Origin of the sequence: Streptomyces sp. NPDC046821, assembly GCF_040645335.1 — a bacterium.
In the GTDB taxonomy this organism is placed as follows: Bacteria; Actinomycetota; Actinomycetes; order Streptomycetales; family Streptomycetaceae; genus Streptomyces.
In genome coordinates this window covers 373,068-386,546 of record NZ_JBEYYB010000006.1, presented here as the reverse complement: position 1 = coordinate 386,546, position 13,479 = coordinate 373,068, and the positions used below count along the sequence as shown (strand labels likewise).

13 protein-coding genes are annotated in these 13,479 nt (G+C 72.4%); 5 read left to right on the top strand and 8 right to left on the bottom strand.

All coding sequences use genetic code 11. From position 1 onward, the window contains the following. Nucleotides 1-21 precede the first annotated feature (21 nt). The 3 genes from ABZ893_RS14750 to ABZ893_RS14740 all read right to left on the bottom strand — a co-directional run bounded on the left by ABZ893_RS14750 (nt 22) and on the right by ABZ893_RS14740 (nt 3,924). A complete protein-coding gene (locus ABZ893_RS14750) occupies nt 22-1,428 on the bottom strand; it encodes a cytosine permease (protein WP_361402292.1) in 1,407 nt (468 codons plus the stop codon). A 97-nt stretch (nt 1,429-1,525) separates the two neighbouring features. Next, nucleotides 1,526-2,920: a hydantoinase/oxoprolinase N-terminal domain-containing protein gene (locus ABZ893_RS14745; RefSeq protein WP_361402289.1), complete on the bottom strand. Its 1,395-nt coding sequence runs from the start codon at nt 2,918-2,920 to the stop codon at nt 1,526-1,528. Further along, on the bottom strand, nt 2,917-3,924 hold the full coding sequence (locus tag ABZ893_RS14740; protein ID WP_361402287.1) for a DUF917 domain-containing protein: 1,008 nt from the start codon (nt 3,922-3,924) through the stop codon (nt 2,917-2,919). The genes ABZ893_RS14745 and ABZ893_RS14740 overlap by 4 nt, the downstream gene beginning before the upstream one ends. 89 nt (nt 3,925-4,013) lie before the next feature. Between ABZ893_RS14740 and ABZ893_RS14735 the strand changes: the two genes are divergently transcribed. Continuing rightward, entirely contained in the window at nt 4,014-5,504 is a 1,491-nt protein-coding gene (locus ABZ893_RS14735; RefSeq protein ID WP_361402284.1) for a helix-turn-helix domain-containing protein, read from the top strand. Between the two features lie 15 nt (nt 5,505-5,519). On the opposite strand, the gene ABZ893_RS14730 is transcribed toward ABZ893_RS14735, so the two are convergent. Beyond that, on the bottom strand, nt 5,520-6,911 hold the full coding sequence (locus ABZ893_RS14730) for an NAD(P)/FAD-dependent oxidoreductase (RefSeq protein ID WP_361402281.1): 1,392 nt from the start codon (nt 6,909-6,911) through the stop codon (nt 5,520-5,522). Between the two features lie 137 nt (nt 6,912-7,048). Continuing rightward, on the bottom strand, nt 7,049-7,435 hold the full coding sequence (locus tag ABZ893_RS14725; protein ID WP_361402279.1) for a VOC family protein: 387 nt from the start codon (nt 7,433-7,435) through the stop codon (nt 7,049-7,051). Between the two features lie 87 nt (nt 7,436-7,522). On the opposite strand from ABZ893_RS14725, the gene ABZ893_RS14720 reads away from it, so the two are divergent. Next, nucleotides 7,523-8,074: a GNAT family N-acetyltransferase gene (locus ABZ893_RS14720; protein WP_361402276.1), complete on the top strand. Its 552-nt coding sequence runs from the start codon at nt 7,523-7,525 to the stop codon at nt 8,072-8,074. 38 nt (nt 8,075-8,112) lie between these two features. On the opposite strand, the gene ABZ893_RS14715 is transcribed toward ABZ893_RS14720, so the two are convergent. The 3 genes from ABZ893_RS14715 to ABZ893_RS14705 form a co-directional block, all read right to left on the bottom strand. Continuing rightward, nucleotides 8,113-8,796: a glycerophosphodiester phosphodiesterase family protein gene (locus tag ABZ893_RS14715; protein ID WP_361402273.1), complete on the bottom strand. Its 684-nt coding sequence runs from the start codon at nt 8,794-8,796 to the stop codon at nt 8,113-8,115. A 78-nt stretch (nt 8,797-8,874) separates the two neighbouring features. After that, nucleotides 8,875-9,000: a hypothetical protein gene (locus ABZ893_RS14710; protein WP_361402270.1), complete on the bottom strand. Its 126-nt coding sequence runs from the start codon at nt 8,998-9,000 to the stop codon at nt 8,875-8,877. A gap of 76 nt (nt 9,001-9,076) precedes the next feature. Further along, nucleotides 9,077-9,661: a PadR family transcriptional regulator gene (locus ABZ893_RS14705; protein ID WP_361402267.1), complete on the bottom strand. Its 585-nt coding sequence runs from the start codon at nt 9,659-9,661 to the stop codon at nt 9,077-9,079. Nucleotides 9,662-9,814: 153 nt separating this feature from the next. Here ABZ893_RS14705 and ABZ893_RS14700 point away from each other — a divergent pair, with 153 nt between their 5' ends. The 3 genes from ABZ893_RS14700 (at nt 9,815) to ABZ893_RS14690 (ending at nt 13,455) form a co-directional block, all read left to right on the top strand. Continuing rightward, nucleotides 9,815-10,966, top strand: coding sequence for an LLM class flavin-dependent oxidoreductase (locus ABZ893_RS14700; protein ID WP_361402264.1), 1,152 nt, complete (start codon nt 9,815-9,817; stop codon nt 10,964-10,966). Further along, nucleotides 10,963-11,964, top strand: coding sequence for an alpha/beta hydrolase (locus ABZ893_RS14695; protein ID WP_361402261.1), 1,002 nt, complete (start codon nt 10,963-10,965; stop codon nt 11,962-11,964). The genes ABZ893_RS14700 and ABZ893_RS14695 overlap by 4 nt, the downstream gene beginning before the upstream one ends. 81 nt (nt 11,965-12,045) lie before the next feature. Further along, nucleotides 12,046-13,455, top strand: a complete 1,410-nt coding sequence (locus ABZ893_RS14690) for a DUF6421 family protein (protein ID WP_361402258.1) — start codon at nt 12,046-12,048, stop codon at nt 13,453-13,455. Nucleotides 13,456-13,479: the final 24 nt, after the last annotated feature.

The following is a 13,479-nucleotide window of genomic DNA, read 5'->3' as shown; positions in this document are numbered from 1 at the left end:
TACGTGGATGTGTACGGGAGTTCAGTGGGCGGCCGCGGGCACGGGGTCCGCCGTGCCGGCCTCCGCCTCGATCTGGGCGGCCGGGCGTTCCGGCTGGGTGAAGGGCAGTTCGCGGACACCGCGTACAAGGCCCAGCTTGCCCAGGACGATGTAGCCGAGGCCCGCGAGGATCAGGGAGTTGAGGGCCGGGATGCCCCACCAGGCGTAGTGGTCGCCGAGCCAGCCGACGAGCGAGGCGACGGCCCACATGGCGAGGGTCGCGGGCACGCAGCCGGGCTCGCTCTCGGGCAGGCGGCCGAGCGCGCGGGAGGCGTCGAGCTGCGGGCGCCACTTCTTCACCACGAAGTACTCGGCGACCATGATTCCGGCGACCGGCGGGGTGAGGACGCCCAGGATCGTCAGGAAGTCAGTGAAGTGGTTCAGGATCCCGGCCGCGGCGGCGAGGCTGCCGAGGACACCGATGACGACGGTCGTGCCGACGCGGCCGAGCCGCACCTTGAACACCGACTCGACGGCGCTGATCAGGCCGAGCGAGGACGAGTACAGGTTCCAGTTGTTGATCTTCACGGTCGCCGACACCAGGATGATCACGCCGACCACACCGGAACTGGACGTGATGATCGCGATCAGGTCGGAGGACTTCACGGCGTAGGCGAGGAGCACACCGGCGAGGCCGAGGACGTACTCGCCGAGCGAGATGCCGACGAGGGTCTGCTTGACGACGTCGCCGGTGGTGCGGTTGAAGCGCGTCATGTCGGGCGTCGTGACGGCGCCGACGATGTACGAGCCCGCGACGATGGTCGCGCCCGTCGCGATGGAGATGTGCATACCGAACGGCGGCGACGCGACGAGGTCGGTGAAGCTGTGGCGGGAGATCTGCACGGTCATCGCCCAGCCGGCCAGGCCCAGGAACGCCGGCACGGTCACGAACGCCGTCCAGCCCATCGCCCGGAACCCGCGCAGCACGAGCGCGGTGACGCCGAGCCCGCAGATCAGGCACCAGCTCCACAGCGGGATCGACGGCACGATCGACTGGAGACCGGCCGCGAACACGGCGGTCTGCACGCCGAACCAGCCGAACAGGCTGACCGCGATCACGAGCCCGATCAGCGTCGAGCCGTACCGCCCGAAGCCGGTCCAGCGCACCAGCATCGAGGTCGACAGGCCCTCCCGCATACCGGCGACGCCCACGAAGATGCAGACGATCTCCAGGATCACCGAGCCGAGCGTGAACGCCCAGAAGGCGCCCCAGAAGGACAGACCGGCGCCGAGCGTCGCGCCGAGGAGGAACTGGGTGAGGTCGGAGAGCTGGCCGAACCGCTGGACCGCGACGTTGAACCAGGAGTAGCGGGCCGCACGCGGCACTCTCTCCAGGGGGTAGTCCTCGTCGGTCTGGTCGGCGGCCGGCACGTCGGACGGCTTGGGCATGGGGACGGTCCTCACAAGAAACGGATGACAGGAATGACGGCAGCGCCGCGGCGCGCGGCTGCCGTGAAGAAGTACGGGGGATGCCGGGTCGAGAGGCTCAGAGCGGTAGCGGTGGCCCGAAGGCGCGGGCCCGCAGGAGCAGCGCGTCCGGTACGTAGGGCACCGTGAGCTCGGGTTCGAGAACCGTGCGCACCCGGCGGGGATCGGCCCCGGCCCGCACCGCCCCGGCCCGCGCGAGATCGCGCACCTCGTCGCGTACGGCGTCGAGTCGCCGGCCGGAGGCGACCCGCACGATGCGCTCGTGCTGGCCGCCCACCGGGCTCGCCGCCGCGCCGAACGCGCCCGCGACACCGCCGTGCTCGGGTCGTAAGACCTCGCAGCCGGGCAGCGCCCGGTCGGGCACCGACGCGGCGCCTCCGCCGACCAGGACGACGGGGAGCCGGCCGGCTGCGGTCTGCATCCGGTCCACGGCCTCCGCCAGCTCGCGGTGTGCCGCGGCGTCGACGGTCAGCAGTTCGGGGACGCGCAGGCTGACGGGTACGCCGCCGATACGTCCTCCGGGTCCGGCCTCCTGGGGATAGCCGGCAGTCAGGGTGCCCACGCGGGCCCGGCGCTCGCCGATGTCGGCGACCACCGCGTCCTCCAGTCCGCTGAGCAGGCCCGCGCCGCGGATGGTGCACGCCGGGCCGGAACCGAGGCTCAGGCCGGGCTGGCGGCGCAGGTAGTCGAGGCTCATCAGCGTGCCGTCGTGACGGGTCACGAGTACGGCGGCGCCCGGCGCGAGTCCGAGCCGGGGGAGCGCGGCCGTCAGCTCGTCGGCGACGCGCGCCACGAGCAGGCACAGGGCGGCGTCGAGGACGGTGGCGTTCTCGCGCCGGAGCAGCCCGAGGGAGCCGATCTCGCCGGAAAGGATCACGGGTACGTCGGCGCCGGCCTCGGCCCGCAGGATCTCCGCGGCCTCGCGTTCCTGCGTCCCGTCGGCGGGCGCGGACACGGCGCTGACCGCGAACGCCTCGGCCCGGCCCGCGAGTTCGGCCCCGAAACGGGCCACGGCGTCCCGGTCGAGGGGCGCACCGTCGCGCGGGCCGAGACCGCCGCCGCCGGCGACGTTCGCCGTCCCGGCACACACGGCGTCACGCAGCTCGGCCGGCCACCCGAACAGCGGCCGTACGCCGTCGGCGGCCTCGCCCCCGATACGCAGCACACCCACCTGGGCGAGCCCCGCACGCTCCGCGACGGCACGACCGGCGACGCGCAGGCCGACAGCGAGTTGCGTGGCACGAGCCCGCGCCTCCCGGGGCAGCGCCTCCACGGCGGCAACGAGCGAACCGACGGCGTCACCGGGCAACGACGGCACCTTCACGGCCCACAGGGCCTGGCCACCGCGGACTCCGTCACCGGCACCGTCACCGCGCGCACCGTGACTGTCGCCGTCGCCCTCAAGCAGCACGGCGTCAGTGTTGGTGGGACCGACGTCGACTCCGATGATCACGACGCCACCTCCCGCGTCAGCCCGTCCAGCCCGAAAGCCGCAGGCCCGGCAAGCCGCAGCCCCGCCTCCGAGTACCAGACCGGCGCCGACGGCAGCGCGAACAACCGCACCCGCAGCCCGTACCGGACCTCTTCCACCGGTACGGCCCAGCCGGTGTGCACGTCCACGAGAGAGATCACGTCAGGCACCAGGGCCAAGGTCCGGCCGTCCTCGAGGGCGGCGACGAACTCGCTGCGCGCCTCGATCCGCACGAGCCGCCCGGCGTCGGCGCCGGTCCCTTCGAGCAGTACGCGCGTCGCCCCCTCCTCGTCCCGCCGCACCGACGACACCTTGCCGGACAGCAGCGCCGACACACCCTCGCCCCGGCCGACGGCGACCGCCCGCGTCACCGAACCCGCGACGGCGTGCCGGGCGGCCTGCCCGGCGGTCAGCGGGTACTCGGACGTCGCGGCGTGCCCGCCGAACGTCGTGACCACCGACCGCGCCAGCTCCTCGAGCCAGGCACCGTCGACATGGTCGAGGACGACGGTGCGCCCGTACTCGTCCGCGAGCACCGTGGGACCCGGCCGCAGCCCGGCCAGTTCAAGAACGTTCTGGTCCATGCGCGGGAACGCCCGACCCATGGCGTCGGCGTCGAGCAGCGGCAGCCCCAGCCGGGCCGCCCAGGCCACCGCAGTACAGCCGTTGAGCCCGCCGATCTCCGAGCACAGGACTGCCGCCACGGGCCTGCCGTGCAGGGCTTCGACGCGCTCCCGCATCCGCGCGGGCTCAGCCCGGCTTCCGATGCGCTCCTCGGCGACGGCGGGCGAGCCGATCAGTCCGACCGGCATGACGAACGCGTCCTCCGGCAGCTCGCCGGCGGCGACCACGCGGACGGGCCCGCACTCCTCGATGGCCTGCTCGGCCAGAGGGCGGGTCACGGAGGCGGGGCTTCCGCCGCCTCCCGAACCCAGGACGGCGCAGCCCCGCGCGAAGTCGGCGAGCACTCCGGCGTCCATCTGCATACCGTTCAGCGTACGAGCAGGTCCCGGTCGGCCAATGGGCCACAAGCCCACACCTTGGCATCGCCACGTGCTGCCAGCACAATGACCCCATGCCGCGCCTCGTCCACCTGCTCGCCGCCCCCGGCCTCGACGCCCTCCGCCCGCTCGCGGGCCCCCTGGATGCGACGGAGGTCACGGGCATCCGTCTCGAAACCGGCACCGGCGGACTCGCCACCGTCCCTCCAGGCACGGTCGCGGTCCTCCTCGCCCCGCTGCCGGACCACCTCCTGGACGTCGCCGTACGGGACGCCGCCTCCGCCGGGGCCGCAGCCCTCGTACTCACCGGACGAGAGGCGGGCGCGGCGGGGGACCTCGCCCTGCGGGCCCTGGCCGAGCGCGGCCGGATCGCCGTCCTGACCACGGACGGCGACCTCGCGGCGCTCGTCGTCGCCGTCGAGCGCGCCGTCGCCGGGGACGCCGCCGACGCCCTCGCCCGGATCGACGCCGCCGCCCGTGAGTTGCCCGCCGCCGCGGGCGACCCGGAGAAGGCGGCTGCGACCGCCGCCCGGCTCCTCGGCGCACCCGTCGAGCGCCGCGCGGCGGGCCCGGGAGAGGAGGGCGCGTCGGCCGCCGGACCCGACGGTGAAGTCCGCCTCGCCGCGCCCGCGCGCCCCGGCCACGCGGGCACCGCCGTCCGCTCTGTCCTGGCCCTCGCCGCACTCACCGCGGCCGGCGGCGGACTCGGCGACGTCCCCGTCCGCTCCCGCGGCCACCTCCTGGCCGAACTCCTCGTCGCCCCGCAGGACCGCACCGCCCACCTGGCCGCCCGCGGCCGCAGCATCGGCCTTCCGGTCGACGGCCGCCACATAGCGCTGCGGATCGAGGCCGCGGCCCTGCCCGCCGCCGACCGCTACCTGCTCCTGGACACCGTGCTGCCGAGGACCCTGACCGACGTACGGCAGTACGCCGCCGACGGACACGTGCCCGACGGCGTCCACTGGAACGCCGCGCTCGTCGACGACGCGCTCGTCCTGCTCGGCACCTGGCCCGCCGACCCCGGAGCGCCCGGCCGCCGCGCCGCGCTCGCCCTGGCCCGCCGCGCCGTCGACCGGTTGCGCCGCCTGCATCCCGAGGCGGACCTGCGCGGCGGCGTCGGAGCCCCGCACCGGGGCCCGCTCGGCATCAGGACCTCGGCCCGCGAGGCCCGCGCCGCCCTCCTCAAGTCCTCACCCGCCGACAAGTCCTCGCCCGGCGACGGCACCCCGGTCACCGCACACGACGCGGCCGGCCTCGACCGGATGCTCCTGGAGTGGTACGCCTCCGACACCGCCCGCGAAGCCGTCGACGAACTCCTCGCGCCCGTCGCGGACCTGGGCCCGGACCGCGCCGACCTCCTGCTGCGCACCCTGCAGGCCTACCTCGACCACAACAACTCCCCGGCCCGCGCGGCCGAGGAGCTCCACCTGCACCGCAACGCCGTCGGCGCCCGCATCCGCCGCATCACGGACCTCACGGGCGCCGACCTCACCGATCCCGAGACGCGACTGGCCCTCCAACTGGCCTGCCGCGCCCGCCTCTCGACGCCACCGGGACCGGCTTAGGGCTCGCAGCAACCCCTACGGGATCTCCGGCTTCACCGGAGCCATCGAACCGTCCCCGTCACCCTCCCCCGACACCATCGCCCGCACCTCGTCCGGCGTCAGATAGGCGTCCGTCTTCTCGAAGTCCTTGAGGGTCCTGGGCCGCTCCGCCTGGAACCCGGTCCGCACGAAGTCGTCGCCGGCGATCGCGTTGAGCCCCCAGTTCGCCAGCGTCCGGAAGCGGGCCGGACCCGTGCGCAGCGCCCCCAAGTGGTAGGCGCGGGCCACGATCTGGGCGGGCAGCCCGGTCAGCTGCACACCCATCGGCTTGGACACCGCCTGGATCCCGCCGAGGTCGACGACGAGCCCCAGGTCCTTGTGCCGGTACGGCGTCAGCTCCTGGCCGTGCAGCGCGGCGGCCACGTTCTTCGCGGCCGCCCAGCCCTGCCGCATGGCGTGCTGCGCGGTCGGCGGGCAGGTCGCGTCGCCGCCCTTCTCCAGGTCCGGCACGGCGGCCGCGTCGCCGAGCGCGAACACCCCGTCGAGCCCCGGCACCGACAGATCCGCGTCCACCACGAGGCGGCCCCGGTTCGTCTCCGCGCCGAGCGTCGCGATCAGCGGACTCGCCGCGACACCGGCCGTCCAGATCAGGGTGTGGCAGGGCAGCACACGGCCGTCCGTCAGCGTCACCGTGTCCTCGGTCGCCTTCGCCACGGACACCCCGAGCGAGACGTGCAGCCCGCGCCGCTCCACGATCGACAGGGCCTTCTCGCCGAGCCGCTCACCGAGCTCGGGCATCAACTTGGGCGCGATGTCGACGAGATGCCACTTGATCTGCGCCGGGTCGAGCCCCTTGTACCGCTTGACGGCGGCCGTGGTCAGGCGCTGGAGATACGCGGCCGTCTCCGTACCGGCGTATCCGCCGCCCACCACCACGAACTGCAGCCGGGCCTCGCGCTCGGCGGGGTCCGAGCTGGCCGCGGCGAGGTCGAGCTGCGAGATGACGTGGTCGCGGATCCAGGCCGCCTGCGACAGCGTCTTCATGCCGACCGCGTACTGGTCGACGCCGGGGATGTCGAACTGCCGCGTGACACTGCCCGGCGTCAGGACCAGGTAGTCGTAACGCTCCACCGTCGTCTCGCCGTTGATCTTCCGTACGACGACCGCCTTCGCCTTGGCGTCCACGCCCACCGCGCCGCCCGGGATGATGCCGGTCTGCCGAAGCATCCGCCTCAGCGGCACCGCCACCGACGTCGGGGTGAGCACGCCGGAGGCGACGTGGGGGAGGAGCGGCAGGTACAGCTGGTGGTCGAACGGGCTGATCAGCCTGAGCTGCGCCTCGCCCGGCTTGAGGATCTTCTCCAGCTTGTGCGCGCACTCCATGCCGGCGAATCCGCCGCCGACGATCAGGATCCGAGGAGGTGCCATGTGATGTCTCTCCAGGGTGGGGCTCATCCGGACGTGAGGGGGACCGGCCTTAGGCTGTCCCGCCCATACTCTTCCGCGCGCACGGCCTGCGCACGCCGAACGGGTCCTTCCGCCCGCGTACCCCCGAACCTGCCCCCTCAGGGCCGGTAGCGCAATGGATGGTCATCAGGTACTTCGACGACGACGATGTTGACCCCGTCGGGATCCGCGACCCAGAACTCGATCAGGCCCCACGGCTCCTTGACCGGCGGACGCAGTACCTCGACGCCGCGCGCCGCCAGCTCCTCGTGCGCGGCGTACGCGTCCGCGACCTGGAGCCACAGCTGGAGTCCCGGCGCCGGCGGCGCCTCCGCCCGCCCGGAGACCTCCAGGAACCCGCCCCCGAGGAAGTACACGGTGCCGCGCTCGGGGCCCGTCCCGAACTCGCGGTACACGGCGAGACCGAGCGCCTCGCCGTAGAAGGCCCGCGACCGCTCCGGGTCGGTGGGCCGAAGAAGCGTCCTGCTGCTCAGTACGTGAACCATGCGGCCGGAGCCTAATGCCCGGGGGATACGCTCGACGGCGCCCGCGCCGAAAGGCCCGTCAGCCCCACGAGATCGGAGACCCGCCCCATGTCCGTCGCTCCCCGCACCACGACCGGCGACCTCACCTTCCGGGACGCCACCGAAGCCGACGCCGACGTGCTCGTCCAGCTGATCGAGTCGGCGTACCGCGGTGACTCCAGCCGCGCCGGCTGGACCACGGAGGCGGACATCCTGGAAGGGCAGCGCACCGACCCGCAGGGCGTCCTGGACGTCATCACCTCGCCGGACAGTCGGCTGCTCGCCGTCGAGCGCGAGGGCCAGGTCGTCGCCTGCTGCCAGCTGGAGCACCGCGGTGACCACGCGTACTTCGGCATGTTCGCCGTCAGCCCTGCCCTCCAGGGCGCGGGGCTCGGCAAGGTGATCATCGCGGAGGCGGAGCGCACCGCCCGCGAGACGTGGGGCGTGCGCGAGATGCACATGACGGTGATATCGGTACGCGAGGACCTCATCGCCTGGTACGAGCGCCGCGGCTACCGCCGTACGGGAAAGATGACCCCCTTCCCGTACGGCGACGAGCGCTTCGGCATCCCGCAGCGCGACGACCTTCAGTTCGAGCTGCTGGTCAAGCCGCTTGCCTGAACCGGCGACCGGCGACCGGCGGCCGCAGGCCTCAGGGTTCAGGCCGTGAAGCGGCCCGTCCGTTTGATTTCCGGGTAGTCCGTCGTGGCGCCGTCCAGGCCGAGGGCCCGTACGAGCCGCAGGTCGTCCTGGGTGTTGACGACCCAGCCGATGACGCGCAGGTCGGCCTTGCGGGCCCGCTCGACGATCTCCTGGGTGAGGCGGCGGATGTTGAGGACCAGGGACGTGGCGCCGACGGCGGTGGCGCGCTCCACCACGTCGGTGCCGTAGCGGCTCGCCACGAGGGCCGTCCGGACACCCGGCACCAGGCGGGCGATCTCGGCGATCGCCTCGTCGTGGAACGAGATCACCTCGACGCGGCCGACCAGGTCGCGGCGCAGCATGACCTCGGAGAGGGTGCGGGCCGCCGCGACGTCCTTGATCTCGGCCTGGAGCGGCGTCGAGACGGCGTCGAGGACTTCCTCGAAGAGGGGCACGCGCTCGCCCCGCCCCGCGTCCAGGGCGCGCAGCTCGGTGAGGGTCTTGTCGGCGATGGGGCCCCGGCCGTCGGTGGTGCGGTCGACGTCGGCGTCGTGCATGACGACGAGGGCGCCGTCCTTGCTCAGGTGCAGATCGAGTTCGATGAGGTCGAGGCCCGCGTCCTGCGCTGCGACGAAGGAACGGAGGGTGTTCTCGGGTTCGACACCCATGATTCCGCGATGCCCGATGATGAGGAAGTTCAAGATTGTCTCGCTTCCGTCGACGGCGGCTCGGCACCGCGCGGGGTCGCGGACGGGCTCGCCCGCGCGGCAGGGCCGAGCCTAACCGCCCGCCTCCGCGATGGGACCGGTCCGACGCGAGGGAGTGGAGTGGTCCGCTCTGGTCGCGGCGATCCCGAGGAGCAGTCCGGTGATGACGGCGGCGACCAGTACGGCACGGATGCTCACGGTCAGGGGCTCCAGACGGGTGGCGGTGCGCGGACCGCTCCGTCCTACCGCTCCCGGCACCCTGCCGCGGGAAGCCTCACCCCTGCGTGGGCGAGTTCTCCGGCGGTTGACCCGGCGCCGCGTCCAGGTCCTTCAACATAGCCTCCGCCAGCTCGACTTCGGCCATGAGCCGCCGCTCGCTCCACCGCAGCGCGACCTGCGGATGCGCCCACGCCTCCACCCCGTCGGCCCGCGCGAGCGCCCCCTGGACCTCGGCCAGCTCACTCTTCGTACGTTCCACATGGTCGGTCACCAGACCCCGCAGATGCTCCGGCGCCGCCAGATGGCCGAGCCACACGCGCAGCAGCACCGGGTGCTTGAGCACCGGCGCCCCGAGATCCTGCCCGCCCCCGGCCCACACGGCGAGCGCCGCCCGCCCTTCCTCGGTGATCGCGTACGTCCGCTTGGTCCGTGGCTCGTCGGCCCCCGAGCGCAGGGAGGTGGCGTAGCCCAGGGACTCCAGGCGGCGCAGCTCGCCGTAGATCTGGCTGATGGCGGGCGACCAGTAGAAGAAGCGCAAGGACGCGTCGGCCCACTTCTTCAGCTCGTAGCCCGTGCGTTCGCCGGGGAAGGACAGCAGGCCGAGGACGGCCCAGGCGGTCGGTGGCAGCTCGTCTGACATGGCCCGCATTGAAGTGACCATGGGACCGCCACCGCAAGGCCCCGGGACGGGTCTTGTGGCGAATCGCGTCGCCGCCCTTGCCGTCGCGGCACCTGACAGTTAGTCATATACCTATCCGGAACAAGGGCTTTGAACCACCTCCCTGGAGGCACCGTGAAGTTCTCCGTCATTTTCGAGGCGCAGCTCGCCAACCCCACGGTCGAACATGAGCACCAGGTCATCAAGGACTGTGTCGAACAGGCCGTGCTCGCCGAGGACATGGGCTTCGACCGCATCTGGGCGGTCGAGCACCACTCCCTCAAGTGGTACGCACACATGTCGGCGCCGGAGATCTTCCTGACCTGGGTGGCCGCCCGTACCAGCACCATCCGCATAGGCCACGGCGTCGTGTGTATGCCGTTCAACTTCAACCACCCGGCGCGCGTCGCCGAACGCGCCGCCATGCTCGACCTGCTCTCCGGCGGCCGGCTCGACCTCGGCGCGGGCCGCGGCGGCACCGAGCAGGAGACCTCGCTGTGCGGTGTCGACAAGAACCGCACGACGCAGGAGGTCGAGGAGGCGCTGCGGATCATCGGCAAGGCCTGGGAGAAGGACGAGCTCGAATATCACGGTGAGCTGATCGACATCGACCCGCACCCGATCCTGCCCCGCCCCAAGCAGACGCCCCACCCGCCGCTCTTCCTCGCCTGCAGCCGCACCGACACCCTCACCCAGGCCGCCGAACTCGGCATCGGCGCACTGGTGATGGGCTTCGCGGGCCCGGACTCGATCGCCGACATGCGACGGCACTACGACGAGGCCCGCGCCGCGCGCACCGGCGACCGTTTCGTGTCCAGCGTCGTCAACGACCACTTCTCCGTCCTGTGCCCGACGATCGTCCTCGACGACCGCGAGCAGGCCCGCCGCGTCGGCATCCGCGGCCAGCGCTTCTTCGCCCAGTCCATCGGCCACTGGTACGGCGGCACGGGCGTCCCCGACGAGGCCGTGGTCGAGGGCGCCGACGAGGCGGAGGACATGCGCAAGGCCGCCGAGCAGGTCGTGGCCAAGCTGCACGAGCACAACATCCCGGTGCGCCCCAACTCCACCGCCACCTTCAACGCGGACCACGCCTACGGCAGCGCCGACGACGCCATCGCCTACGTAGAGCGGCTGCGCGACGCGGGCGCCGACGAGATCATGTGCCTCATCCAGATGGGCACGGTCCCGCAGGAGGCCTGCCTGGAGACGCTGCGCCAGTGGGGCGAGAAGGTCATCCCGCACTTCCGCGCCCAGGAGGCCCAGGAGAACGCGCAGGGCGCCGCGTGAGCCCGGCGGGCGAGGACCGCCTCGCACCCGACGTCAGAGCCCTGGTCGACGCGATGACCGCGTCGTTCCCCGACCTCGGCGGCACCGTGACCGACGCGGTGCAGGCCCGCCGCGTGCTGGCCGCCGCCCCCGCGTCACCGTTCCCGCCCCCGATCGTCGGCTCCATCGAGGACACCGACATCCCCGGCCCCGAGGGGGCGCCCCGCATCCCGATCCGGATCTACCGCCCGGACCCGCACGACGCCCCGGGCCCGCGTCCGACCGTCGTCTTCTTCCACGGCGGCGGCTGGGTGATCTGCGACCTCGACAGCCATGACTCCACCGCGCGCGGAATCTGCCGCGAGGCGGGCGCCGTCGTCGTGTCCGTCGACTACCGGCTGGCTCCGGAGGCGCCGTTCCCGGCCGCCGTCGACGACGCGTACGCGGCACTGGGCTGGGCCGCGGGCCACATCCCGGAACTGGGCGGCGACGCGGACGCCTTGGTCGTGGCCGGCGACAGCGCGGGCGGCAACCTCGCGGCCGTCGTCTCCCTGCTCTCCCGCGACCGCGGCGGTCCCCGCATCGCGCTCCAGGCCCTCGTCTACCCCTCGACCGACGCCCACCAGCAGACGGAGTCCTTCGAGCGCAACGCCGACCACTACTTCCTGACGGCCGCCCACTGCCGCTGGTTCGCCGAGCAGTACCTCGGCCCGGACGGCGACCGGGCCCACCCGCACGTCTCGCCGCTCCTCGCCGACCTCACCGCGCTGCCGCCGGCCCACATCGTGACGGCGGGCTGCGACCCGCTGTGCGACGAGGGGCGCGCCTACGCGGCGGCGCTGCGCGCGTCCGGCGTGGAGGCCACCGAGAGCCACTTCCCGGCGATGTTCCACGGCTTCTTCGGCTTCCCCGGCCTGCTCGACGACGCCCGCACCGCCTTGGCCGATATCGGGAAGGCCATCGCCTCCACGGCGTCCGACAGGAAAAATGGCGGTGGATCAGGGGGGTACGCAGGATAATTTCCCGGGTCTCCACTTGTGGAGGAGAACCTCGCGCGCTTACGGTGTGAGCACGCGAGGTTCTCCCGTGGAGGATGGGTAATGACGGAAATTCTTGTGCAGTCGGGCGTGGAGGGGAAGGTTCCTCCGGAGACGGTCGGAGCAGGCCTCGAGGCCAGGGTGGTCGAACACCCGGCCTGGCCCGTGCTCAAGGCCGCCGTGGAGGAGATCCGTCCGTGGCAGCGGCCGGACGGCTCCATCGACTTCGCCGCCGACGGTGTCCCGTCCAAGGCGGTCGTCGAACTCACTCTGAACCGCGCGATATCCGCAGTCGGAGAGCTCTCCCCGCTCCTCCCGCACGACGCCGAGTACCACGAGGCGCTCGTCGCCGATCTGCGCCGCTGGGCCGAGAACGGCTTCGGGATTCCGGACTTCCTCGACTCGCTGCTCGCCTTCCAGCCGGCCGCCGGCCGCGCGGACGGACTGCAGCACCTGGTCGTCTTCGCGATGTACACGCAGAACGGCAACCCGGACCGCAATCTCGAAGCCGTCGTCCTGCGCATGGTGTGGCCCGAGTGGCTCGCCGAGCTGGAGGCGACGCGCTACGACAACCCGCTGTACTGCGGCATCACCTTCGAGGACTTCACCGCCGGGTACGACACCCACTCGGCCGTGCTCTTCCCGGAGACCATCGCCGTACGCGAGGCGCCCGCGCGCTTCTCCTGGGGTGGCATCTTCTGCGACCGCGAAGCGGCCCGTTTTCGCGCCGTCACCGAGGCCTCCGTCGACATCCTCGGGCTCGAACTGCCCGACGACATCCGTGAGATGGTCTCCGACCAGCAGCGCTGCGAGCAGGCGTTCGTCCTGTGGGACATGGTCCACGACCGCACCCACAGCCACGGCGACCTGCCCTTCGACCCCTTCATGATCAAGCAGCGCCAGCCGTTCTGGATGTACGGCCTCGAGGAGCTGCGCTGCGACCTCACCGCCTTCAAGGAGGCCGTGAAGCTGGAGGCCGAGGGCAACACGCACGGCCGTGACGTCCAGTACGCCGTCCTCATCGACCGCATGTTCCGCTTCCCGGTCTCCGGAGACCGCAACCGGAACTACGACGGCCTCGGCGGCCAGCTCCTCTTCGCGTACCTGCACAAGCACGACGTGCTGCGCTGGACCGACAACAAGCTGCACATCGACTGGCAGCGCGCGCCCGAGGTCACCAACCAGCTCTGCGCCGAGATCGAGAAGCTGTACCGCGACGGCATCGACCGCCCGAAGCTGGTGCACTGGTTCGCCGCGTACGACCTGGTCGCCGAGTACCTCTCCCCGCACCCCGGCTCCCGCTGGGCCAAGGGCCCGGACGCCCTCGACCTGACGCAGCCGCCCCGCAAGCTCGTCGACGACGTACTGCCGGACGAGTTCCCGCTGAGCATGTTCTACGAGGCGCTGTCCAAGAAGCTGAAGAACGTGATCGCGTCCACGAAGGGCATCGTCGGCACGCGGGCCGCGGCCTAGGTTCGGAGATCGGAGCCCCCGCCC